This is a genomic window from Pseudomonas sp. E315, assembly GCF_055406205.1.
In genome coordinates this window covers 39,608-63,115 of record NZ_JBUZPJ010000004.1, presented here as the reverse complement: position 1 = coordinate 63,115, position 23,508 = coordinate 39,608, and the positions used below count along the sequence as shown (strand labels likewise).

Below are 23,508 nucleotides of genomic sequence, written 5' to 3'. Positions count from 1 at the left end.
GCATTCAGCTGAGAAGCAATCACAAAGCTTGAGATCTCGCCTCGTCTGGCTTTATGAAGGATTCGCTGCTGCTCGCAGCCTTCGTGGCTCGCCAGCAACAAAGCAGACCACGCAAACAAAAAACCGCGCAAGGCGTACAGCCCTTGCGCGGTTTTTGTTAAGCCTTCAGATCAAGCGTCTTTGTCTTTTCGCTTGTCTTCAACCTTCCAGCTTTTGCCGTCATAAAAAGCCCGCCAGCCTGTTGGCTTGCCATCCACTTCAGTCTGCACGTACTGCTCTTTGGTTTTGCGACTGTAGCGAATCACAGCCGGACGACCGTCCGGGTCTTTCTTTGGCGCTTCACACAAGAAGTGGTACTTGGGATCAATCTCATCCTTGTGCGGGATTATCTCGATCACCAACGGTGCACGGGTCTCACGGTTTTTCGGGAACTGGCTGGCAGCCAAGAACAGGCCTGACGCGCCGTCACGCAAGATGTAGGTGTCGTTGACCTTCTCGCATCTAAGCTCCGGCATTTTCACCGGATCCATTTTCGGAGGCGCCGCTTCACCGCTTTTCAGCAATTTGCGGGTGTTTTTGCACTCCGCATTGGTGCACCCAAAGAACTTGCCAAAACGCCCGGTCTTGAGCTGCATCTCGCTGCCGCACTTGTCGCACTCAAGGCTAGGACCTTCGTAGCCTTTGATGCGATAGCTGCCCTCTTCGATTTCGTAGCCAGCGCAATCCGGGTTATTACCGCAGATATGCAGCTTGTGCTTCTCATCGAGCAGGTAAGCGTCCATAGCCGTGCTGCAAATCGGACAACGATGCTTGCCCAGCAGTACCAGCGATTCAGACTCACCTTCGTCGTCGGCGGCAATTTCATCGCCCGGGACCAAATTGACCGTCGCCTTGCAGCGCTCTTTAGGCGGCAGGCTATAACCCGAACATCCCAAAAACACCCCAGTGGACGCCGTGCGAATCTGCATTGGACGACCGCATTCCTTACAGGGAATATCGGTCATGACCGGCTGGTTGGCGCGCATTCCGCCATCCGGTGCTGCGGCAACCTCTAGCTTCTTTTTAAAGTCGCCATAGAACTCGTCCAGCACGCTTTTCCAATCACGTTCGCCATGGGCTACGTCATCGAGGTTCTCTTCCATGGCGGCCGTAAAGCCGTAGTCCATCAGGTCAGAGAAGCTTTCGGACAAACGCTCAGTAACGATGTCACCCATTTTTTCGGAGTAGAAGCGACGGTTATGCAGTGCCACATAACCACGGTCCTGGATGGTCCCGATAATCGCGGCATAGGTCGAAGGACGACCAATTCCGCGTTTTTCCATTTCTTTTACCAGGCTCGCTTCCGAGTAACGCGCAGGCGGCTTGGTGAAATGCTGAGTCGGATCCAGATCAATCAACTTCAGCACGTCACCCTGCGCCATATCTGGCAGTACATCGTCGTCGCCCGGCTTGGCAATTTGCGGCATCACACGGGTGTAACCGTCGAATTTGAGAATGCGGCCTTTGGCGCGCAGCTCAAAGTCACCAGCAGCCACGCTGACGGTGGTCGACAGGTATTTGGCCGGCAGCATCTGACACGCCACGAATTGACGCCAGATCAGCTCGTAGAGCCGCTCAGCGTCGCGCTCCATGCCCGTTAGCTTGCTTGGATGCGTATTTACGTCCGAAGGGCGAATCGCTTCGTGAGCCTCTTGAGCGCCTTCCTTGCTGCTGTACACGTTAGGGGCTGGCGGCAGATAGGTTGCGCCGAACTCACCCTCGATGTAAGTGCGCGCCATTTCCACGGCATCGGCCGAAAGGTTGGTCGAGTCAGTACGCATGTACGTGATGTAGCCCGCCTCATACAAGCGCTGGGCCATCATCATGGTTTTCTTCACACCAAAACCCAGACGGTTACTTGCGGCCTGTTGCAAGGTGGACGTAATAAAGGGCGCAGAAGGTTTGCTGCTGGTCGGTTTATCTTCGCGTTTGACGATGGTGTAGCTGGAAGCTTTTAGCTTTTCCAGCGCCGCCATAGCCTGCGCTTCGTTCAGCGGTTTGAACGCTTCACCTTTTTCGCGGGCAACGTCAAAGCGCACTTTCGCGCCCTTGGCCGTGCCAAGGTCAGCGTGAACTTCCCAATATTCTTCAGGGTTAAATGCACGAATTTCGCGCTCACGCTCAACCACCAGCTTCACGGCAACCGACTGTACACGGCCCGCCGACAGGCCTCGGGCAATTTTTGCCCACAGCAATGGCGAAACCATGTAGCCCACAACGCGGTCAAGGAAGCGGCGCGCTTGCTGGGCGTTAACTCGATTGATATCCAGCTCGCCTGGCTTGGAGAAGGCTTCTTGAATCGCCTTTTTAGTGATTTCGTTGAACACCACGCGCTTGTAGCGGCTGTCATCACCCCCGATGGCTTCGCGCAGGTGCCAAGCGATGGCTTCCCCTTCGCGATCCAAGTCGGTTGCGAGATAGATGGTGTCAGCATCTTTGGCAAGCCGGCGCAGCTCTTCGATGACCTTTTCCTTGCCCGGGAGGATCTCGTACTTGGCCTTCCAGCCATGTTCTGGATCAACACCCATGCGCGAGATCAGCTGCTTTTGAGCCTTCTCTTTTGCCGACAGGGCTGGCGCTTCGCCTGCCGCTGCCTTACCACGCTTGGCAGCAGGTTCTTTACTGGCGCTAGCCGAACCGCTGGTGGGCAGGTCTCGGATATGGCCGATACTCGACTTCACCACGTACTCGTTGCCCAAGTACTTGTTGATGGTCTTGGCCTTAGCCGGGGATTCCACAATGACCAGCGATTTGCCCATGGATCAGAAAATTCCTGAATTCTAGAAGTGAAAGGCGGTTGGCGCCTGACGCGGCACCGCTATATATAGTGGCTACAAGGTGAGGTCAAGCACAGGGTTCTGTACGACGTTACCTTATGACCGCGAAAAAATGCTGGGCTCTGCCTCAATCAGGGCGAAACGCGGGACAGGTTTGCCCTCTATTTCGACCGTCTCAAGGAACATGCTCAACGGGCGTACCCAAAAGCCGTATTCGCCATACAGGGCTTGGTAAAACACGACCTGCTCTTCGGTTTCAGAATGGCGAGCCACATTGAATACCCGATATTGCGGACCTTTGTAATGCTGATAGAGCCCAGGTTGTAGCGACATGTTGCGGCCCTCTCAAAAAATAAAATAAAAAGCCTAAAAACAAAAACCGGGGCACATGGCCCCGGCTTCTATCAACGCAACGCTTTAAACGCGTTCGAAGACAGTGGCAATGCCCTGGCCAAGACCAATGCACATGGTGGACAACCCGAAAGTGCCGCCATTTTGCTTCATCACATTGAGCAAGGTGCCGGAAATGCGCGCCCCTGAACATCCAAATGGATGGCCCAGTGCGATGGCACCGCCGTGCAGGTTAACCTTCTCATTCATCTTGTCGAGCACTTTCAAATCTTTAAGCACTGGCAGCGCCTGTGCAGCGAAAGCTTCGTTGAGCTCAATGAAGTCGATATCAGCCATTGTCAGGCCCGCACGCTTCAATGCTTTTTGCGTTGCCGGTACTGGACCATAGCCCATGATTGCCGGGTCCACACCTGCAACAGCCATCGAACGAATCACTGCCAGTGGCTCAAGACCGAGGTCTTTTGCGCGCTGAGCCGACATCACGATCATGCACGAAGCGCCGTCAGTGATCTGCGACGAAGTACCCGCCGTCACGGTGCCGCCCTTCGGGTTGAACGCTGGCTTCAACGCCGCCAGGCTTTCAAGGGTGGTTTCCGGACGAATGGTTTCGTCGTAGTCGAAAATTTTCAGGAAGCCATTTTCGTCATAACCCTGCATCGGGATGATTTCGTCTTTGAACTTGCCTTCAATCGTCGCCTTGTGAGCGAGCTGGTGAGAACGAACGCCAAAGGCATCCTGCTGCTCACGGGTGATGCCGTGCATCTTGCCCAGCATCTCTGCCGTCAAACCCATCATGCCCGAGGCTTTTGCCGCGTACAGCGACATGTGCGGGTTAGGATCAACGCCGTGCATCATGCTCACGTGGCCCATGTGCTCGACGCCGCCAACCACGAATACGTCACCATTGCCGGTCATGATCGCTTGTGCAGCAGTGTGCAGAGCGCTCATGGACGAACCGCACAGGCGGCTCACGGTTTGTGCAGCCGAGGTGTGAGGAATCTGGGTCATCAGCGACGCCATGCGCGCAATGTTCCAGCCTTGCTCCAAGGTCTGGTTTACACAGCCCCAGATCACATCTTCCACTTCGCTCGGGTCGACCTTGCTGTTGCGCTCCAGCACTTTGCTGATCAGGTGCGCGGACATATCTTCAGCACGGGTGTTGCGGTGCATACCGCCCTTGGAGCGGCCCATCGGGGTGCGACCGAAGTCTACAATCACCACGTCTCTAGGATTCAAGCTCATAATTTCACTCTCACTCTAATGGGGCGCTTAACCGAAGAAGCTTTGGCCGTTTTTGGCCATCTCACGCAGCTTCGCAGTCGGGTGGTACAGCGCACCCAGTTCAGCGTACTGATCAGCCAGGGCCACGAACTGGGCAACACCGATCGAGTCGATGTAGCGCAGTGCACCGCCACGGAACAGCGGGAAGCCAATGCCGTAAACCAGACCCATGTCGGCCTCGGCTGCGGTCTCAACGATGCCGTCTTCCAGGCAACGGACTGTCTCCAGACACAGCGGGATCATCATCCAGTTAATGATGTCTTCGTCGGTCACATCGCGCTGCTCGTAAACGATTGGCTTGAGCACCTCAAGCACGCTCGAATCAACGACTTTCTTCTGTTTACCGCGCTTGTCCGCCTCATAGGCGTAGAAGCCCTTGCCGTTTTTCTGACCCAGACGCTTGGCCTCGTACAGCGCATCAATCGCCGAACGACGATCGTCTTTCATGCGATCCGGGAAACCCTCAGCCATAACGTCACGACCGTGGTGTCCGGTGTCGATACCGACCACGTCCATCAGGTAGGCCGGGCCCATTGGCCAGCCGAATTTTTCCATGACTTTATCGATGCGCACGAAGTCCACACCGGCACTGACCAACTTGGCGAAACCGCCGAAGTACGGGAACAGGACGCGGTTGACCAAAAAGCCCGGGCAATCGTTAACCACGATCGGGTTTTTGCCCATTTTCTTGGCGTAAGCAACAGTTGTTGCCACAGCCAGATCGCTGGACTTCTCGCCACGGATGACCTCAACCAACGGCATCATGTGCACCGGGTTGAAGAAGTGCATGCCGACAAAGTTTTCCGGACGCTTGAGAGCTTTGGCCAGCAAGCTGATGGAAATGGTCGAGGTATTGGAAGCCAGGATTGCATCTTCGCGGACGTGGTTTTCCACTTCAGCCAACACAGCTTGTTTGACCTTCGGGTTCTCAACAACCGCTTCGACCACCAGGTCGACATTGCCGAAATCACCGTAGGACAAAGTAGGACGAATGCCGTTAAGCACTTCAGCCATTTTCGCCGGAGTCATGCGACCTTTATCAACGCGACCCACCAGCAGCTTGGCGGCTTCAGCCAGGCCCTGCTCGATACCGTGTTCGTTGATGTCCTTCATCAGAATCGGCGTACCTTTGGAGGCCGACTGATAGGCAATACCGCCACCCATGATGCCAGCGCCGAGCACGGCAGCTTGCTTCACGTCTTTGGCGATCTTGTCGTAGATTTTGGCTTTTTTCTTCAGTTCCTGATCGTTCAGGAACAAGCCAATCAAACACTGCGAAGCCGAGGTTTTGGCCAGTTTGGCGAAACCTGCTGCTTCTACTTCCAGCGCCTTGTCACGACCGAAGTTCGCGGCTTTCTGGATCGTTTTGATTGCTTCAACCGGCGCCGGGTAGTTCGGGCCTGCTTGACCAGCCACAAAACCTTTGGCGGTTTCGAACGCCATCATTTGTTCAATGGCGTTCAGCTTGAGTTTTTCAAGCTTAGGCTGACGTTTGGCCTTGTAATCCAGCTCGCCACTGATGGCGCGCTTGATCAAGTCCAGAGCAGCGCTGGCAAGTTTGTCTGCAGCTACCACGGCATCTACAGCACTGACTTTCAGTGCGTCTTCAGCGCGGTTTTCTTTACCGGAGGCAATCCACTCAACGGCATTGTCGACACCAATCAGCCGCGGCAAACGAACGGTGCCGCCAAAGCCCGGGTAGATGCCGAGCTTGACTTCTGGGAGGCCGATTTTGGCGCTGTCTGCCATAACGCGGAAGTCCGCCGCCAGGCACATTTCTAGACCGCCGCCCAGTGCGATGCCATTGATGGCCGCCACTGTCGGAACATTGAGGTCTTCGAAATCACTGAAGATTTTGTTGGCTTCGAGGTTGCCAGCGATCAGCTCGGCATCCGGCAACTTGAAGTTTTCGACGAATTCGGTGATGTCGGCGCCAACGATAAAGACATCTTTACCGCTGGAAACAATGACACCCTTGACCGAAGCATCTGCCTTGATCGCATCTACCGCCTGACGCAATTCGTTCAGGGTTAGACGGTTGAACTTGTTGACGGACTCACCCTTGAGGTCGAACTTCAGTTCGACGATGCCACTTTCAAGAGCCGTAACCGTGATGGCTTTACCTTCGTAAATCATCAACTGATCTCCAGGATATGGAAGCTGAACAGTACACGTCGGACGCTAGCGTCTGGCTGGCAATGACGACTCCGTCAATGCTAACGCCAATCCACCAGGCACACCCGCCAACGCGATATTCGGGGTTATGCGAACGCTGCCTACACGGCAAACGATCAATTCATACGCCCGTTTGATTTGGGTGTCGACACCTTCACGGAAAAGCTATCGATTGTCAATTGCCCAACTCAACGATGACAAAACGACTCAGCAGTCAGTTCAAAAACATACGCTGCGCAGCCATCGTTTTGTACCAGGTCAGCAACCACAAGCGTTACGCCAACGCCTTGAGCACTTGATCAATCGCCAGCAACACCTCGGGCTCGCCTTTCTCCCCCCAATACAGGGCAATCATTTGCGCGCCTGCTTCAACCTTGTACACGTTGGCGGGCAATTTTTTGAATTGATCCAGCAAGCGTTCATCGACACACTCTTCACGCCATTGATTGACCCATATTCCCGGCGCGGATTGCCAATAGCACCACACATCAGGCTTAGTGCTTCGGCGCGGACGGTGAAATTGCGCGCAAGAACCCGGCGGCTCAGGCTCAAGCCAGTGCGGCCACTCCTGAGGCGTCAGTTGCATGGCCAGCCCCATGCGTCGCGCCTCCATGCGCAGGGCCATACGACCACTCTGGCGCCGCGAAGGTCGCAGCCATGCCAAAGGGCTCAGAACCAGCGCAAGGATTGACACCACTATCCATACCGTCATATCTGTACTCTCATAACTTGATGAACGAGCTGACCCTGACTCAAACAAGCCATTGCAAACGGGCCATACTCATAACTAATTGCCATTTACAGGAGCGCTTAATATGAGCACGCCGATGCCCTACAAACATATTTTGGTAGCCGTCGATCTGACCGAAGAATGTGACCCCGTGATCTATCGCGCCAGCGCTAGCGCCGAGGCCAATAACGCCCAGCTGTCACTGATACACATCGTCGAGCCCATGGCGATGGCGTTTGGCGGCGATGTTCCGATGGACCTCTCGCAACTGCAACAGCAACAGTTTGATCAAGCCAAGGAGCGCCTTGAACGCCTGATCGACATTTACCCGCAGCTCTCCACAGAAAACTGCCACCTGAAATATGGTCAGCCGCGACAGGAAATCCACAGCTTCGCAAAAGAACACTCCTGCGACCTGATCGTCGTAGGCAGCCACGGCCGCCACGGCCTGGCCCTGTTGCTGGGCTCTACAGCCAATGACGTGCTGCATGGTGCACCGTGCGACGTACTGGCTGTCAGCCTGAAAAAGGCTGAATAATTTTATCTGCATGTAACAGCAAAAAAGCCCGGCCCCTTGATTAAAAAGGCCGGGCTTTTCAGTTCAGCAAACGCTCAATCAGGCATCCAGCTCAGCCCAACGCTCAACCAATTGCTCAAGCTCAGCTTGTAGCTTTTCAAGCTTGGCAATCACCTCAGCAGTTTGGGCCGCTGGACGCTGGTAGAAACCTGCATCCGCCATTTCAGCTTCAACTGCGGCGATCGCTTGCTCTTTAGCATCAATCTCGGCCGGCAATGCCTCAAGCTCACGCTGCAACTTGTAGCTCAGCTTCTTTTTCGCAGCGGGTGCTGGCTCAGCAGCGGCCGAAGCCGGCGCAGCAGCCACCACTGCTGAGTTCAAATCAGCTTTGCCGGACTTGCTCTCGGTCACGCCCAACAGACGCGGCGAACCACCCTGACGCAGCCAGTCCTGATAGCCACCGACATACTCACGCACCTTGCCTTCACCTTCGAAGACCAGTGTGCTGGTGACCACGTTGTCCAAGAATGCCCGGTCGTGACTGACCATCAGCACAGTGCCCTGGAAGGTCAGCAAAACCTCTTCAAGCAGTTCGAGTGTTTCAACGTCCAGGTCGTTGGTTGGCTCATCGAGCACCAGCAGGTTGGCTGGTTTGCTAAACAATTTAGCCAGCAACAAACGCGCACGCTCACCACCCGACAGCGCCTTGACCGGCGTGCGAGCACGCTGCGGACTGAACAGGAAGTCACCCAAATAGCTGAGCACGTGACGGCTCTGACCATCGATGTCGATAAAATCGCGACCTTCGGCGACGTTGTCGATCACGGTTTTTTCCAGATCCAACTGATGGCGCAATTGGTCGAAGTAAGCCACGTCGATGCGCGTACCTTCTTCGATCTTGCCGCTGGTTGGCTGCAAACCACTGAGCATCAGCTTCAGCAAGGTGGTTTTACCAGTACCGTTGGCGCCCAGCAGGCCGATACGATCGCCACGCTGCAGCACCATCGAAAAATCTTTGATCAGGAACGGGCCACCCGGGTGAGCAAAGCTGACGTTTTCCAGCACCATCACTTGCTTGCCAGACTTGTCTGCAGTGTCCAACAGAATGTTGGCCTTACCGGTGCGCTCACGACGCTCGCTGCGCTCTACACGTAGGGCTTTCAAGGCACGCACACGGCCTTCGTTGCGGGTACGACGGGCTTTGATGCCCTGACGGATCCACACTTCTTCCTGAGCCAGACGCTTGTCAAACAAGGCGTTGGCAGTTTCTTCGGCCGCCAGCGTGGCTTCTTTGTGCACCAAAAAGCTGGCGTAATCGCCGTTCCAGTCGATCAAGCCGCCACGGTCCAACTCAAGAATCCGGGTGGCCAGGTTTTGCAAGAAGGAACGGTCGTGGGTAATAAACAAAACCGCGCCCTGAAAGTCCTTCAAGGCCTCTTCCAGCCACGCGATAGCGCCGATGTCCAAGTGGTTGGTCGGTTCGTCGAGCAGCAGCAAGTCAGGTTCGGAAACCAGTGCTTGCGCCAGCAAAACGCGACGACGCCAGCCACCCGACAGCTCGGCAAGGGTTTTGTCCGCCGGCAACTGTAAGCGGCTCAGGGTGCTGTCGACCAATTGCTGCAAGCGCCAGCCATCACGGGCTTCAAGGTCTTGCTGGACGTGCATCAACTTGTCCAGGTCGGCATCGGTCACGATGTTTTGGCTCAGGTGATGGTATTGAGCCAACAACTCGCCCACGCCATCCAAACCTTCGGCCACCACGTCGAACACCGTCCGCCCGTCGGCTACCGGCAACTCTTGCGGCAATTCGCCAATCTTGAGGCCGGGTGCGCGCCAGACAGAGCCGTCGTCGGGCTTTTGATCACCTTTTACCAGCTTCATCATGCTGGACTTGCCGGTGCCGTTGCGGCCGATGATGCACACCCGCTCTCCACGGGCGATCTGCCAGGACACCTTGTCCAACAACGGCGTAGAGCCGAAAGCAAGGGACACATCGCTGAATTTGAGCAGGGTCATGAGCTTCTCCAAAAACTGGGCGCGCATTCTACCTGATTTGCGCCCTGAGGCGGCTGGCTATTTCTTGAGCGGGGCGTTCCAGCCTTCATTTAGTACCAACTTGCGCCAGTTGGCTGGCAAGGCTTTCACGCGCAGCTGGCAAAAGGCTAAGCTACGGCACAATCAGTGCGAGCCCTTTGCGCACTTGTCGCATTTTTATCTGTACGGAAGCCTCATGCGCAGTCGTCTTTTCAATTTTTTATCCTGCCTGCTTCTCACCAGCTGCGCCGTGCAAGCCGCCCAAGCTGCAGACCTGACTCAACAACGCCAGCTGTATGACGAGGCAAAACGCGCCTTGGCCAAAGGCGACTCCGGCCCGTATTTCAATAATGCCGCGGCCCTGAGCACCTACCCGCTGACCCCTTATCTGGCCTATGACGAGCTGACGGCTCGCTTAAAATCAGCCAGCAACGTCGAAATCGAAAAGTTTTTGGCCCAACATGGCGATCTACCGCAAGCCAACTGGATGAAGTTGCGTTGGTTACGTTGGCTGGCGGAGCGCGGTGACTGGGCGACCTTCGTCAAGTACTACGACCCCAAACTCAATTTCACCGAACTGGACTGCCTCAATGGTCAGTACCAGTTGAAGCACAACCTCAAAGCCGAAGGTTACGCCAACGCAGAAAAGCTCTGGCTGGTTGGCAAGGCGCAACCTGCTGCGTGTGACGCGCTGTTCAGCCAATGGGCAGCCGAAGGGCAGTTGACCGAGCAAAAACGCTGGCAACGCGTGAAGCTGGCGGCCGAAGCACGCAATTATGGTTTGGCCACATCACTGGCTAACGGCCTCACTACGCTGGGCCCACAAGCAAAACTGATGATTGATGTGGCTCAAAAGCCTGAATTACTGAGCCAACCTTCGCGCTTTACCCCGGCCAGCGAAGCAATGTCTGACGCCGTGGGCCTCGGTCTTCGCCGTCTGGCGCGCCAAGACCCGGAAAAAGCCGCGTCGCTGCTTGATACCTACGCCACCAACATGCACTTTTCACGCGACGAAAAAGTCGCCATCGCCAGAGAAATCGGCCTGACGTTCGCCCGCCGCTATGACAGCCGCGGCCTGAACATCATGACCCAATACGACCCAGAGCTTCGGGACAACACGGTCACTGAGTGGCGGCTGCGGCTGCTTCTGCGCTTGGCGCGCTGGGAAGATGCTTACCAGCTAACCAAAAAACTCCCACAAGACTTGGCCTCCACCAACCGCTGGCGTTACTGGCAAGCCCGAAGCCTTGAGCTGGCCGAGCCTAAAAACCCACAAGCTCAGGCCCTGTTCAAAAAGGTAGCCGGCGAACGTGATTTTTATGGCTTCCTGGCAGCTGATCGGGCGCAAACGTCTTATCAACTCAACCACAAGCCGCTGGTGCTCAGCCCTCAACTAATTAACAAGGTGCGCAATACTCCCGGTGTGCAGCGAGCATTGGAGTTTCACGATCGCGGGCAAATCGTTGATGGCCGTCGTGAGTGGTACTACGTCAGTCGCCACTTCAGTCGTGACGAAATGGTTGCTCAAGCCAAACTGGCCTACGACCTGAAATGGTATTTCCCAGCTATTCGCACCATCAGTCAGGCGCAATATTGGGACGATTTGGACATTCGCTTCCCAATGGCTCACCGCGACACGCTGGTACGTGAAGCGAAGGTACGCGGCCTGCACTCAAGCTGGGTATTCGCGATTACTCGCCAGGAAAGCGCCTTTATGGATGACGCCCGTTCCGGCGTAGGCGCCAGCGGTTTGATGCAGTTAATGCCAGCCACTGCCAAAGAGACTGCACGAAAATTCAGCATCCCACTGGCATCGCCCCAGCAAGTGCTCAACCCGGACAAAAATATCCAACTGGGTGCCGCCTACCTGAGCCAAGTGCATGGTCAGTTCAACGGTAACCGTGTGCTAGCTTCAGCCGCCTATAACGCGGGCCCGGGGCGTGTTCGTCAATGGCTCAAAGGGGCGAACCACTTAGGCTTTGACGTGTGGATCGAAAGCATCCCTTTCGACGAAACCCGTCAATACGTACAGAATGTTTTGTCTTACTCAGTGATTTACGGCCAGAAACTCAACGTGCCGCAGCCACTGGTGGACTGGCATGAGCGCTATTTCGATGATCAGTAAGTAGTGGCGCTTTTCGTAGGCGCTGCGGCAGGCTGCGATGTGTTGATTTGTTAAACATCGCAGCCTACTGCGGCCCCTACGGGTTATTCCAGTACGGTCACTGGCATGCCGACTTCCAGTAGGCCATTGCTGTCATTGACCAGATTTTGACCAAACATCACGCCGGTTTCTTGCTTGCGATAACTCATCAGCGTGGCCAGAGGTTCGCGGTGAGCATCGCGCTCGCCAGTTTGCGGGTCAACGGTGGTCAAGATGCAGCGCGCACAGGACTTGACCACCCGAAACTCAACATCCCCGATGCGAATTCGCTTCCAGCTGTCTTCGGCAAACGCCTCGCTGCCTTCGATTACCAGGTTAGGGCGAAAGCGCAGCATCTCCAACGGGCGACCCACTTTGTGTGAAACATCATCCAACGACGCCTGACCTATCAGCAATAACGGATAGCCATCGGCGAAGGCGACTTTATCGTTGTCATTGCCATAACCCGCTTGTGTGGTGCGGGCACGCTCAAGAGGGATGTGAACAAGGCGTACCGGTTTTTCGATAAAACGGCTTAGCCACTCAGCTGCCGCATCACCTGCATCCGGCACGCGCAACGTGTCGCGCCAAATGGTGACTCCACGCAGGTCGGTGTCTGCATCCGGTACTGCGACATCCAGCGGCTCAAAGCCTTGAGCATTCAAGGTCAAACCCCCGGCAGTATTCCAGAGCGCTGAAAGCTGGCTCATTTTGGGATCAACACGCTGGGTCAAAAAACGTCCGGTCGCCTCCTCCACCAACATCCAGCGACGATCTCCAGCCAGACCGAGCGCATCCAGCCGGGCCTGAGGCAGACACTCACCCTTGCCAGACTTCAACGGGAAACGATAAAGCGCACTGAGATGAAGCATGGATCAGCTCCCCGTGGGGTAAAAACGCCACAGTATACGAGCCAATCCTTGATTCAAATATGTGCTTATTCCTAAAGCTCAGGCAGGCACTTCGTCCAGCATCAGACGCTGACGGACTACATCAACCAATTTGTCCGGCTGGAACTTGGAAAGAAAGTTGTCACAACCCACCTTCTTGACCATCGACTCGTTGAAACTGCCTGACAACGAGGTATGCAGCACCACATACAGGCTACGCAGGCGAGGATCGTTGCGAATTTCAGTGGTCAGCCGGTAGCCGTCCATCTCTGGCATTTCGGCGTCAGTGAAAATCATCAGCAACTTGTCAGTCATTACCTGACCTGAATCCGCCCAGCCTTTGAGCATGTTCAGCGCCTTTAAGCCATCACTGGCAACGTGCATCTTGACCCCCAATTGCGAGAGTGTTTCGCGCAGTTGCGACAAGGCAACTTTGGAGTCATCGACCAGCAGCACTTCGCGGCCACGGGCGTGTTCAAGCACTGGATCGGCGAGTTTTTCTTGTGAGACCTTGGCGCTGTACGGAACGATTTCGGCCAGCACTTTTTCAACGTCGATGATCTCGACCAGTTGATCTTCAACCTTGCTGATGGCTGTCAAGTAATGTTGGCGCCCCGCGCTGGTTGGCGGCGGCAGGATCGCCTCCCAGTTCATATTGACGATGCGATCAACCCCACCCACCAAAAATGCCTGCACCGAACGGTTGTACTCGGTCACGATAATCGTACTGTCCGGCCCGGGCACCAACGGTCGCATGCCAATGGCCTGGGACAAATCAATCACCGGAAGCGTTTGCCCACGTAAGTTCACCACGCCGCACACGTAGGGATGGCGATGCGGCATCAGGGTCAACTTGGGCAGTTGCAGGACTTCTTGCACCTTGAACACGTTGATCGCGAACAATTGCCGCCCCGCCAGGCGAAACATGAGAATTTCCAGTCGGTTTTCACCGACCAACTGAGTGCGCTGATCTACCGTGTCGAGAATGCCGGCCATCAAAAACTCCTGGGCGTGGGAACTGAATGTCTAGCGTTATCGGCAGATTTGCAGGGAGCTTGACCCTGATGACGCACGACACGCTCGACAGTGATATCACTTTAATATCATACTCGAATCAGTCCGCCCCTCAGGCATCTCTTGAAAAACCTCCAATTGATCTCCCCCTATCCATCCCTAAGGGATTCCCCTAGGGGCAATCAGGCCTGACCTGATATTCGCCATAAACAATTGCCATTATTGTGAACTCATTCGCATTAAACGAATGATGTTTAACACTCGCTGGCACTTGGCTAACTCATAAAAAACTAATTGCACACGCACTCTTTAAAAAGTGGTGGCTCTTGGCCTGCCTGAGTCAGGAACACAGGGCTGTGTAAAACACACATTTTTTGGGTGCATTTTAAATTTTGGCAACACGCTAAATAACATTACAACTTCAACGTTTAAATGACCCAAAGTGGATGCACCCTCAACACCTCAATTATTGCTTTAACACTATTGATGTGGGGGGGCGCCCATTCGATCGGCGATCCGGAAAGAGTGAGACTACGCATGTTCAATGGCAAAGAACGGCCGTTAGCCTTGGCAGACTTTTTAGTCGAAGCGCAAGTGCTACTAACCACGGCTGAGGAATGCTTAAGCCATTTGGGATTGATTCGTGATGATGAGGATGCAATCAATTGCATGCTTTTCACATTACTCAAGCTGGAGCAACGTGCGCACGCCTTGAAAGTAACCCCAATAGCTGAGTTCTGCGGAACATTAAGCCAACTGCTCAACCAGGCCAAAGCTTATGGAGGCCTGAATCATAAAACCGTCGAGACCTTCCAAGACTGTTTCATTCTACTGGCATGGCAACTGGAACTGGTTGATCTGAACACAGGGTCTTTAGCGCTGGATGACACCGAGCAAAAGCGATTGGTTGCGACGCTGGCCGAACACATTGAATCTGAGCCTACAAAAGTGCCCGTTGAAAACGAAAAATAACAAAAGAGTCATTGTTAACTCACCCGTCGTGCACCCACATGGCGAAATAGCGACAGGCGATATATGTCAATCACCTTTAAAAACAATACTAAATAGTCACTGCGTGACTAATTCAAGCTGAATTATTCGACATTCCGCTTACTGACAAAATACTGCCCTTTATGCGCCGCCAGCCCATGAGTCTTTAGTCGTAACGACTGAGCGCCCAGCAAAGGCGACCAACGGTAAATGAAGTGATACCATGCGCGCGATTAGTTGACGCCAAAATTTCGGCTGCTTGAAGTTTGATAATGGCGAATCAGCCTAAAAGCGTCTGTACTGAACGTTTTCAAGCGAAGGTGAGGCCAGGCGAAAACAGGTAAATCTGTTTGCAGCGCAGCATCATCCTGCGCAAATACATTTTTTACAGATACTGACATTTCAACCCCGCTCATCCTTTACCTCTCAGTGCCCTGACAGGTCCCGCAGCGAACACCATTGGCTACACACGCTATGCACGCCAGTCTCAAATCATTCAAGCCTTGGTTACCCACAAAAAAAACCGCACGCCGGCTGACCGCTGCGCTTTGCTTTTGCTCTGCCCTATCGAGCATTTTTATCTACCTAAGCTCCTCCACATTGCCCAGTAGCCTTATGTGGCTGGATCTGATGGCACTGGCAAGCGTCTGGTGGCTGCACCGCGACTCACGCAACGCTATCAAACTGCAACCCAAGGAGTTGGCCGCACGCCTGATTCAGGTTCAAGAAAACGAGCGTAAACACCTCAGCCGTGAGCTGCACGATGACATTGGTCAGCTACTGACCGCCGCCACGCTGCAAACGCGCTGGCTACAACGGCGTGTGCCCGAAGACTTGCAAAGCCATTGCCTGGGCTTGTGCAACCTGCTCGAAGAAACACTAGCCAAGGTGCGCGACGTATCCACGGCGTTTAATCCCCGCCAGATAAGTAGCCTGGGCATTGAAGCCAGCCTGCGTGCACACCTGATCAAGACGCTCGAAAATAGCGTCCTACAATGGACGTTTGACTGCCCGCACCGCTTCAATGATCTGGCCGAAGACGTAGCGTTCGCAGTGTTTCGCGTGACCCAAGAGGCCGTGACCAATGTGCTTCGCCATGCACGCGCAACCAACTTGATAGTGCAGCTACGCCGCACACCCGAAGGCCTGCGGCTCAAGCTCTCGGATGACGGCATCGGCTTCACGCCGGCACGCAGTCCCGGCCAAGCCGGGCAGCGCGGCATGGCGGGCATGCTTGAGCGCATCGAGCACTTGGGCGGGAGCCTGAGCGTGACCAGCCAGCCCGGCAGTGGCACACAGATCGAAGCACTCATCCCTTGGTCAGATCGCACCCGCGAGCGCGCGAAGATGGCAATAAACACATGACGTGCACCCTACTGTTAGTCGATGACCACCTGTTGATTCGCGCCGGAGTCAAAGCATTGGTCAATGATCTTGTCGGCTATGCCGTCGTGGGCGAGGTGGATGATGGCGCTCAATTGCTTGAAGCCGCTGAGCGATTACACCCCGACATCATTCTGCTCGACCTGTCGATGCGCCATACCGGGGGGCTTGAGGCCTTACGCCAGCTCAAGGCCGTATTGCCCCTGAGTAAAGTGTTAATTGTGTCGATGCATACCGACCCGCAAGTAATCATGCAAACACTCGAAAGCGGCGCTCATGGCTATTTGCTCAAAGACACCAGCGCAGTCGAATTGGAGCAGGCACTGGAAGCCCTGCGCAGTGACGTGCGTTATTTGAGCCCGGCGATCGCACACACGGTGATTGATCAAGCCCTCAATCGAGGCCCGGGCAACCCACCGCAGCAGTCCAAAAACCATAACCTCACCGAACGCCAGCTAGAAATTCTGCGCTTGATCGTGCGTGGCAAATCCACCCGCGAAATCGCTTGCGGCTTGAGTTTGAGTATCAAAACTGTCGAAACCCACCGCTCGCAAGTGATGAAGCGCTTACAGATATTCGACGTGGCGGGTCTGGTGCTGTTTGCCGTTCGCGAACAAATCATCAGTCTGGACGACTAGGCTTTGGCGTAGCCTAACGGCTCAATACTGGCGACCCCTCAGGCAAATGCACGTTCAACGCGCCCTTGCGCACCGAAAAGCGCAAGCTGTCGCTTTGCATCGGTTCGCCGTCAAGGTTGATTGAAAGCCCTTCTGCCGATTTGATTTCAACCCAAGGCAGGCGCGCGCGAACAAATAAGTTATCCAGCCCCCAGCCTCCTTCCATCAGGCCTTTCAACGTGCCAACCACTTCCTGCGGTGCTGGCAAGATGCTCACGTCGAGTAAACCATCATCGGCCAACGCCTCAGGGCACAACTGATGCCCTCCACCGGCCTGTCGGCCATTACCAATGCCTAGCGCCAGCAGCTCGCCTTTCCAGTGAAAGTCTGGCCCTTGTAACTCGGCATAAGCCGCATGAAGCTCACTGAACCGTGACAAGCCGGTAAATAAATAGGCCGCGCCACCCAGCACTTTTTTTAGATCTTCCGAGGTATTGGCGGTTACCTGACTACCAAAGCCTCCGGTGGCCATGTTCAAGAAAATCTCGCCGCCTGCTTCGCCCAAGTCGATTGCCCGGGCAGGTACATTCAGCAAAGCCAAAGCTTGGTCAGGCTCCAATGAAATACCCGCTGCGCGGGCAAAGTCATTGGCAGTGCCCAGAGGTAACAGCACCAAACTGGCCTGAGTATCAGCCTGCGCCATGGCTTCGCACACATCTCGCAAAGTACCGTCTCCACCACCCGCGATTAAATGGGTGTACCCAGCCTCTAACGCCTCACCCACTAAACGTTGCGCATCCCCCGCTTCCCACGTTAGGCGCACCGCTAATTCCCAGCCTTTCTTACGTTGCTCGGCAACCGCCGCTCGCACATCTTCGTTAAGGGCCTGCTTGCCATGCAAAATCAAAAACGCCTTGGTTGCGCCCATGTTTTATCCCTCTCAATACGTGTCTAATTTTTTTGGACAACACGCACAGTCAAAAAGCCCGCACCAAATGGATTTATTTGAATCCCTTGCTGGGATCAGCTTCTTTTATCGAGGTCAAAAGTAACCCGACTGCCCACCTGGAAAATCAAGAATTTCGCTTGATCTCACAAAAACCGTCAGACTTCACCACTCAACATCAAAACACCCCCGAAATACCGGCACACGTGTCGAATTAGACATGAAGGTCATCAAACAGCTGGAGAGGGCCTGACCCTACAGCCTGCCCCGCGCGGCTGAGGCGCTAACCCTAACTAAAGAGGCATTCTGAGTGAGCACACTCATACCCTGCATCATCGCTGGCGGCGCCGGCACACGGCTTTGGCCCGTATCACGCGAGGCCATGCCCAAGCCCTTTATGTGCTTGCCCGATGGCCAGAGCCTGCTGCAAAAAACCTTTCTGCGCGCGGCGGGCTTGCGTAACGTCGAGCAGTTACTGACTGTGACCAATCGCGAGGTGTTCTTCCGCACGCTCGACGACTATCGGTTGATGAACAAAACAAGCCTTGAGCTCGACTTCATTCTCGAACCTTTTGGCCGCAACACAGCCCCGGCAATAGCCGCGGCGGCTCTGTATGTGGCCCAACACTATGGCGAAAACGCTCAACTGTTAGTCCTGCCCGCCGATCATCTGATCAAAGACATCGACGCCTTTAATAAAGCCGTCGACAGCGCCCGCCAATTGGCCGATGAGGGCTGGCTGGTAACGTTTGGCCTATTGCCGACCCGCGCTGAAACCGGTTTTGGCTATATCGAAACAGGCACTGCACTGAACAGCGAAAGCTACCGAGTCGCACGTTTTGTCGAGAAGCCAGACACCAATACTGCCCAACAATTTCTTGAGGGCGGCTTGCACCTGTGGAACGCCGGGATGTTCTGCATGCGTGTCGATAGTTTGCTGCGCGAACTCAAGGAGCACGCGCCCGATGTGCTGGCAGCAGTTGCCTCATGCCTTGAACAAAGCCAAACATTTAAGGGCAAACAGGAAGTTCAGCTGGAGCTCGACCGCAAAACCTTTGCACTGGTCCCCGATATTTCCATCGACTACGCGCTGATGGAGCGCTCAAAAAATGTCGCCGTCGTTCCGTGTGAGCTGGGCTGGAGCGACATTGGCTCATGGCAGGCAGTACGCGAGCTGACGCTGGCCGACGCCAATGGCAACCAATGCAACGGCGAAAACGTGCTGCATGACGTGTTCAACTGCTACATCGATTCCCCCAAGCGACTGGTGGGCGGAGTGGGCCTCAACAATTTGATCATTATTGATACCCCGGATGCGCTGCTAGTGACAGATGCCAATCGCACCCAGGACGTCAAGTTCATCGCCCAAACCCTCAAACAACAAGGTCATGATGCCTACCGGCTGCATCGTACTGTTACCCGTCCGTGGGGCACCTACACCGTGCTCGAAGAGGGTCCATGTTTCAAAATAAAACGCATCGTCGTCAAACCACAGGGCACGTTATCTCTGCAAATGCACCATCACCGCAGTGAACATTGGATCGTGGTAAGCGGCGTAGCGCAGGTTACTCATGGCGACGATGAATTCTTACTCGCCACCAACGAATCCACGTTTATTAAACCTGGCCACAAGCATCGACTGGTCAACCCCGGCGTTGTTGATCTGGTGATGATCGAAGTACAAAGCGGCGAGTACCTGGGCGAGGACGACATCATGCGCTTTACCGATATTTACGGTCGGGTACCGATCAATACCGGCAAAGACTGACGACACGCTTTTTGGAGTACCACTGGACCGTTTAACTGGAGCCCTAGCCGCTAGCTACAGCGGCTAATCCTCAGCCCAACACTTCACTCAGCGGGATAAAACCTACCCAGTCGCCTTCGTTCAACGTGCGCCCTTCCAGTACTTCTACCAAACCCTCTGCCCACGCAGCGCTGCGCAGTACGCCAGAGCTCTGGTTTTTGTAGATCACCGCTCGGCCCTGCTCCAAGCGGCCACGCAGGTATTCACGGCGATTACCCGGCTTAGGCCAGACAAACCCGGCAGGCACCTGAAACTTCAAAGGCTCGACCGCTTGCACACCCTGACGGCGCAACAGGTAAGGCCGCGCCAGCATGGCGAAGGTCACCAGCGTCGAGGCCGGATTACCCGGCAAGCCAATCACCGGCACACCCCGAAAGTGCCCACACGTCAGCGGCTTGCCCGGCTTGATCGCAAGCTTCCACAGCGCCAGCTCACCCTCTTCACGCAGCGCGATACCGAGAAAGTCCGCTTCACCCACCGAAACGCCACCCGTGGACAAAATCAGATCAACCGAACCCAGCTCCGCCAAACGCTGGCGAGTAGCGGGCAGATCATCAGGCAAGATGCCAGCATCAATGACCTCGCAGCCCAAACGGGTGAGCCAACTGCACAGCAACACGCGGTTGCTGTTGTAGATTTGCCCCGGCCCCAAAGGCTGGCCCGGCTCAATCAATTCATCACCGGTGGACAGCACAGCCACCTTGACCCGCCGAATCACCTGCAACGTGGCACAACCCAACGAGGCAGCCAGACCTTGTTCAATAGGCCCCAGTCGAGTGCCCGCAGGCAATACCACTTCACCGACCGTGGTTTCTTGACCTTGGGGGCGAATGTTCTGATCTACACGTAAGGCCTCAGTGAACAGCACCCGGCCATCGGCCTGAACCTGCGCGTTTTCCTGCATCTCGACGCAATCAGCGCCCGCCGGTACGGGTGCGCCGGTAAAGATCCGCGCACAGGTGCCAGCGGCCAGCGGCTCAGGGGCTTGGCCTGCAAAAATACGCTGGCTGACAGGCAGAGGTTCGCCCGTCCAGTCGGCCACATTAAGGGCATAGCCATCCATTGCACTGTTGGGCCACGGCGGTAAATCCAGGGTCGCAATCAGGTCACTGGCCAACACCCGCCCTTCGCTCGCGGCCAACTCGACCGACTCACGCTCACGGATGGGCGAAGCCTCGGCCAACGCCAGTAGCCGCTCCAACGCCACTTCAACAGGCATCAGCTCGCCCGTGCGGCCCGGCTTACCCACGGGTGTTACAGGCCGGTGCCTGTTTCAGATGAGCAACGAAATTACAGGGGCGATGACGCGAGTCCAGTTGTTCGGCCAAAATCCCATCCCAACCGGTACGCACCGCGTTGGTTGACCCCGGTAAGCAGCACACCAGCGTACCGTTGGCCAAACCGGCCAAGGCGCGAGACTGCACGGTAGAGGTGCCAATATCTGCCAGCGAGATGTGGCGGAACAACTCGCCAAAGCCATCGACCTGTTTGTCCAATAAACAGCTCACCGCTTCTGGCGTGCTGTCACGCCCAGTGAAACCGGTGCCACCGGTAATCAACACCACTTGCACCTCGTCATCGGCAATCCAGGTGGCGACCTGAGCACGGATTTTGTAGAGATCATCCTTGAGCAGCACCCGCGCTGCCAGTTGATGCCCCGCCTCACTCAAGCGGTCAACAAAGACCTGGCCTGAGGTATCGGTTTCAAGGGTACGCGTGTCGCTGACGGTCAGAACGGCGATGTTCAAAGGTACGAAAGGTGCATCAACCTTGGCTTTCATAGACGAGGTCCAGTTGTAGGAGAAACAGCGCAGTGTTATATCACAGCCCTTCTTTTGCTTGGCTGCGCGGAGTCAATTCATGGACCGGTTTCAATGTTCCATTCTGCTGCTGGCAGGTGGCCGTGGTCAGCGCATGGGCGGGCAGGATAAAGGCTTGGTGATGTGGCAAGGCTTGCCCTTGATTGCTCACGTTCAGCGCGCCGCCCGCCCACTGACAGATGACCTGATCATCTCGTGCAACCGCAATCGTGATCAGTACGCCGGTTATGCCGATCATTGGGTCAGCGATGGCAATGATGACTTTGACGGCCCCTTGGCCGGTATTCGCGCCGGGCTTGCGGTTGCTCGACATTCACACCTGTTGGTGCTGCCCTGCGATGTACCCAAAGTGGATGGCGACTTGCTGCGAGACATGCTCAATACGGCTTTCGAGCAACCCGAACTACCGCTGATGGTGCGTCATGGTGCGCATTGGGAGCCGCTGCTGTGCGTCATCCCTGTCGCGCTGGCCGGCGCCTTTGAGTGCGCCTGGGGCTCGGGTGAACGCAGCCCGCGCAAAATCATGCTCCAGCTCAATGCTCAGGCGTGGTCTTGCGCAGAAAATGACCCTCGACTGACAAACTTCAACACGCCGGACTTACTTAATTAACCGAGTGAGCTGTCCTTGTGACACTAGCCAAGGAACTTGCTGGCGTTGTATACGTCTCAGGGACAGTTATCAATAAAGCACTTTCATTTGTTGGAGAAACACAATGACACATCGGACTCTCGCCGCTCTCATGCTCACTGCTGGTCTGGCCGCCCTTGCTGGCTGTGCTTCGCCTACAGTGATCACGCTCAACGACGGTCGTGAAATCCAGGCAGTTGACACACCTAAGTACGATGCTGACTCAGGTTTCTACCAGTTCGAGCAATTGGACGGTAAAGAAACCCGCATCAACAAAGACCAGGTTCGTACCGTTAAAGAACTGTAAGCCTGCGCTTAAGCGCCAAAACAAAACCCGCCTTGTGCGGGTTTTGTTTTATGTAGGCTACCAATCCAAATGAATTTGGCTTTCAAAGTAGCGCTCTTCGCCGCTTATCGGGTCGACAAAACGCAAGCTCTGGGCCAGCAGTTTTAAAGGTTGGCTGTAATCATCAACCGCATCCTTGATGACGTGCGGGTAAAACGGATCGTTGCAAATACCCGCCCCTAACGCAGCCATATGCACCCGCAATTGGTGTTTTTTCCCTGTCACGGGGTACAAGGCATAACGCCACAGCTCAGCATTTTTCTCACACACATCAACCAGCGTTTCAGTGTTACTCACGCCCGGCCCCTCCTGCATGCGAAAAAACGGTTCACCTTCGACTAAACGACTTTTGTGCACCAACGGAAGTTGCAACTGCGGCAAGGCGCGAGCAATTGCCTCGTAGCGTTTTTCAATTTTTCGCGTAGGGAACAACGACTGATACGCCGAACGGCTGTCGGGATTGGCCGAAAACAGCACCAGCCCGGCGGTGTGGCGATCGATACGGTGCAACGGCACCAAATGCGGGTTGCCCAAGGTGCGAATCAAACGCCGCAACAGCGTTTGCTCGACATATTCACCGGCGGGCGTCACAGGCAAAAAGTGCGGTTTATCGGCCACTACCAAATGTTCATCGGCATACAAGATGGTCTCTTGCACCGGAATCGGGGTTTCGTTGGGCACTTCACGAAAGTAATGAATGCGCAGGCCTTCTTTGTAGGCAAGCCCAATGTTGATCGGCGCACCGCTGGCGTCCAGAACCCGACCTCGGGCAATGCGATCCAACCACTGCTCGCGGCTGATCGCACGAAAGTGCTCACATAAACAGTCGAGTACCGTCAGCCATGCGCCGGGCGGCAGATACAAAGTGCTGGCTTGATGCTCGGCGGCGTTAAAAGGCTGGGCAGACATAAATAACTCGGGCGATAAATGCAGCCCGCGATTATCGCCCAGCGAACGAATGTGGCCTAGGGCTAAACATTGTCGGCGAGCATTTAAGCGCGATCAAAACTGTCACGTAGA

General features: G+C 55.2%; 21 protein-coding genes. 8 read left to right on the top strand and 13 right to left on the bottom strand.

Features of this window, described 5'->3' with window-relative positions; translation table 11 throughout:
- Positions 1-170: 170 nt before the first annotated feature.
- The 5 genes from topA to ACZRJQ_RS07495 form a co-directional block, all read right to left on the bottom strand.
- The gene (topA, locus tag ACZRJQ_RS07515; RefSeq protein ID WP_463977741.1) at positions 171-2,798 is read right to left on the bottom strand and encodes a type I DNA topoisomerase; all 2,628 of its coding nucleotides are present in this window, start codon (positions 2,796-2,798) and stop codon (positions 171-173) included.
- 114 nt (positions 2,799-2,912) lie between these two features.
- Entirely contained in the window at positions 2,913-3,149 is a 237-nt protein-coding gene (locus ACZRJQ_RS07510; RefSeq protein ID WP_463977740.1) for a DUF1653 domain-containing protein, read from the bottom strand.
- A gap of 84 nt (positions 3,150-3,233) precedes the next feature.
- Positions 3,234-4,409 (bottom strand): acetyl-CoA C-acyltransferase FadA, encoded by a 1,176-nt coding sequence (gene fadA / locus ACZRJQ_RS07505; protein WP_463977739.1) that lies wholly within the window; start codon positions 4,407-4,409, stop codon positions 3,234-3,236.
- 27 nt (positions 4,410-4,436) lie between these two features.
- Positions 4,437-6,584, bottom strand: coding sequence for a fatty acid oxidation complex subunit alpha FadB (gene fadB / locus ACZRJQ_RS07500; RefSeq protein WP_463977738.1), 2,148 nt, complete (start codon positions 6,582-6,584; stop codon positions 4,437-4,439).
- A 313-nt stretch (positions 6,585-6,897) separates the two neighbouring features.
- Entirely contained in the window at positions 6,898-7,335 is a 438-nt protein-coding gene (locus ACZRJQ_RS07495) for a hypothetical protein (protein WP_463977737.1), read from the bottom strand.
- Between the two features lie 115 nt (positions 7,336-7,450).
- On the opposite strand from ACZRJQ_RS07495, the gene ACZRJQ_RS07490 reads away from it, so the two are divergent.
- Positions 7,451-7,891 carry a universal stress protein gene (locus ACZRJQ_RS07490; RefSeq protein ID WP_463977990.1) on the top strand — a complete coding sequence of 147 codons (441 nt, stop codon included), beginning with the start codon at positions 7,451-7,453 and terminating at the stop codon, positions 7,889-7,891.
- 78 nt (positions 7,892-7,969) lie between these two features.
- On the opposite strand, the gene ACZRJQ_RS07485 is transcribed toward ACZRJQ_RS07490, so the two are convergent.
- Complete coding sequence (locus tag ACZRJQ_RS07485) at positions 7,970-9,886, bottom strand: ATP-binding cassette domain-containing protein (protein ID WP_463977736.1); 1,917 nt, start codon at positions 9,884-9,886, stop codon at positions 7,970-7,972.
- 214 nt (positions 9,887-10,100) lie between these two features.
- Here ACZRJQ_RS07485 and ACZRJQ_RS07480 point away from each other — a divergent pair, with 214 nt between their 5' ends.
- Positions 10,101-12,029 (top strand): transglycosylase SLT domain-containing protein, encoded by a 1,929-nt coding sequence (locus tag ACZRJQ_RS07480; protein WP_463977735.1) that lies wholly within the window; start codon positions 10,101-10,103, stop codon positions 12,027-12,029.
- 83 nt (positions 12,030-12,112) lie between these two features.
- Here ACZRJQ_RS07480 and ACZRJQ_RS07475 read toward each other — a convergent pair whose 3' ends face one another.
- Both ACZRJQ_RS07475 and ACZRJQ_RS07470 read right to left on the bottom strand, forming a co-directional pair.
- On the bottom strand, positions 12,113-12,919 hold the full coding sequence (locus ACZRJQ_RS07475; RefSeq protein WP_463977734.1) for an MOSC domain-containing protein: 807 nt from the start codon (positions 12,917-12,919) through the stop codon (positions 12,113-12,115).
- Positions 12,920-12,997: 78 nt separating this feature from the next.
- Positions 12,998-13,933, bottom strand: coding sequence for a chemotaxis protein CheV (locus ACZRJQ_RS07470; RefSeq protein ID WP_463977733.1), 936 nt, complete (start codon positions 13,931-13,933; stop codon positions 12,998-13,000).
- A 555-nt stretch (positions 13,934-14,488) separates the two neighbouring features.
- On the opposite strand from ACZRJQ_RS07470, the gene ACZRJQ_RS07465 reads away from it, so the two are divergent.
- On the top strand, positions 14,489-14,923 hold the full coding sequence (locus ACZRJQ_RS07465; RefSeq protein WP_463977732.1) for a hypothetical protein: 435 nt from the start codon (positions 14,489-14,491) through the stop codon (positions 14,921-14,923).
- A 251-nt stretch (positions 14,924-15,174) separates the two neighbouring features.
- Here ACZRJQ_RS07465 and ACZRJQ_RS07460 read toward each other — a convergent pair whose 3' ends face one another.
- Positions 15,175-15,357, bottom strand: coding sequence for a hypothetical protein (locus tag ACZRJQ_RS07460; RefSeq protein WP_463977731.1), 183 nt, complete (start codon positions 15,355-15,357; stop codon positions 15,175-15,177).
- Between the two features lie 58 nt (positions 15,358-15,415).
- Here ACZRJQ_RS07460 and ACZRJQ_RS07455 point away from each other — a divergent pair, with 58 nt between their 5' ends.
- Both ACZRJQ_RS07455 and ACZRJQ_RS07450 read left to right on the top strand, forming a co-directional pair.
- On the top strand, positions 15,416-16,306 hold the full coding sequence (locus ACZRJQ_RS07455; protein WP_463977730.1) for a sensor histidine kinase: 891 nt from the start codon (positions 15,416-15,418) through the stop codon (positions 16,304-16,306).
- Complete coding sequence (locus ACZRJQ_RS07450; protein WP_463977729.1) at positions 16,303-16,962, top strand: response regulator; 660 nt, start codon at positions 16,303-16,305, stop codon at positions 16,960-16,962. Before ACZRJQ_RS07455 ends, ACZRJQ_RS07450 begins: the two co-directional genes overlap by 4 nt.
- A gap of 13 nt (positions 16,963-16,975) precedes the next feature.
- Here ACZRJQ_RS07450 and yegS read toward each other — a convergent pair whose 3' ends face one another.
- On the bottom strand, positions 16,976-17,869 hold the full coding sequence (yegS, locus tag ACZRJQ_RS07445; RefSeq protein ID WP_463977728.1) for a lipid kinase YegS: 894 nt from the start codon (positions 17,867-17,869) through the stop codon (positions 16,976-16,978).
- Positions 17,870-18,197: 328 nt separating this feature from the next.
- On the opposite strand from yegS, the gene ACZRJQ_RS07440 reads away from it, so the two are divergent.
- Positions 18,198-19,655 (top strand): mannose-1-phosphate guanylyltransferase/mannose-6-phosphate isomerase, encoded by a 1,458-nt coding sequence (locus tag ACZRJQ_RS07440; RefSeq protein ID WP_463977727.1) that lies wholly within the window; start codon positions 18,198-18,200, stop codon positions 19,653-19,655.
- Between the two features lie 70 nt (positions 19,656-19,725).
- On the opposite strand, the gene ACZRJQ_RS07435 is transcribed toward ACZRJQ_RS07440, so the two are convergent.
- Both ACZRJQ_RS07435 and moaB read right to left on the bottom strand, forming a co-directional pair.
- Positions 19,726-20,913, bottom strand: a complete 1,188-nt coding sequence (locus ACZRJQ_RS07435; protein WP_463977726.1) for a molybdopterin molybdotransferase MoeA — start codon at positions 20,911-20,913, stop codon at positions 19,726-19,728.
- Positions 20,914-20,935: 22 nt separating this feature from the next.
- Positions 20,936-21,475: a molybdenum cofactor biosynthesis protein B gene (gene moaB, locus ACZRJQ_RS07430; protein WP_463977725.1), complete on the bottom strand. Its 540-nt coding sequence runs from the start codon at positions 21,473-21,475 to the stop codon at positions 20,936-20,938.
- Positions 21,476-21,554: 79 nt separating this feature from the next.
- Here moaB and mobA point away from each other — a divergent pair, with 79 nt between their 5' ends.
- Together mobA and ACZRJQ_RS07420 are read left to right on the top strand one after the other, a co-directional pair.
- The gene (gene mobA, locus ACZRJQ_RS07425) at positions 21,555-22,124 is read left to right on the top strand and encodes a molybdenum cofactor guanylyltransferase MobA (RefSeq protein WP_463977724.1); all 570 of its coding nucleotides are present in this window, start codon (positions 21,555-21,557) and stop codon (positions 22,122-22,124) included.
- Positions 22,125-22,227: 103 nt separating this feature from the next.
- A complete protein-coding gene (locus tag ACZRJQ_RS07420) occupies positions 22,228-22,449 on the top strand; it encodes a YgdI/YgdR family lipoprotein (RefSeq protein ID WP_463977723.1) in 222 nt (73 codons plus the stop codon).
- A 57-nt stretch (positions 22,450-22,506) separates the two neighbouring features.
- Here ACZRJQ_RS07420 and ACZRJQ_RS07415 read toward each other — a convergent pair whose 3' ends face one another.
- Entirely contained in the window at positions 22,507-23,397 is an 891-nt protein-coding gene (locus tag ACZRJQ_RS07415) for a pseudouridine synthase (protein WP_463977722.1), read from the bottom strand.
- Between the last annotated feature and the right edge of the window lie 111 nt (positions 23,398-23,508).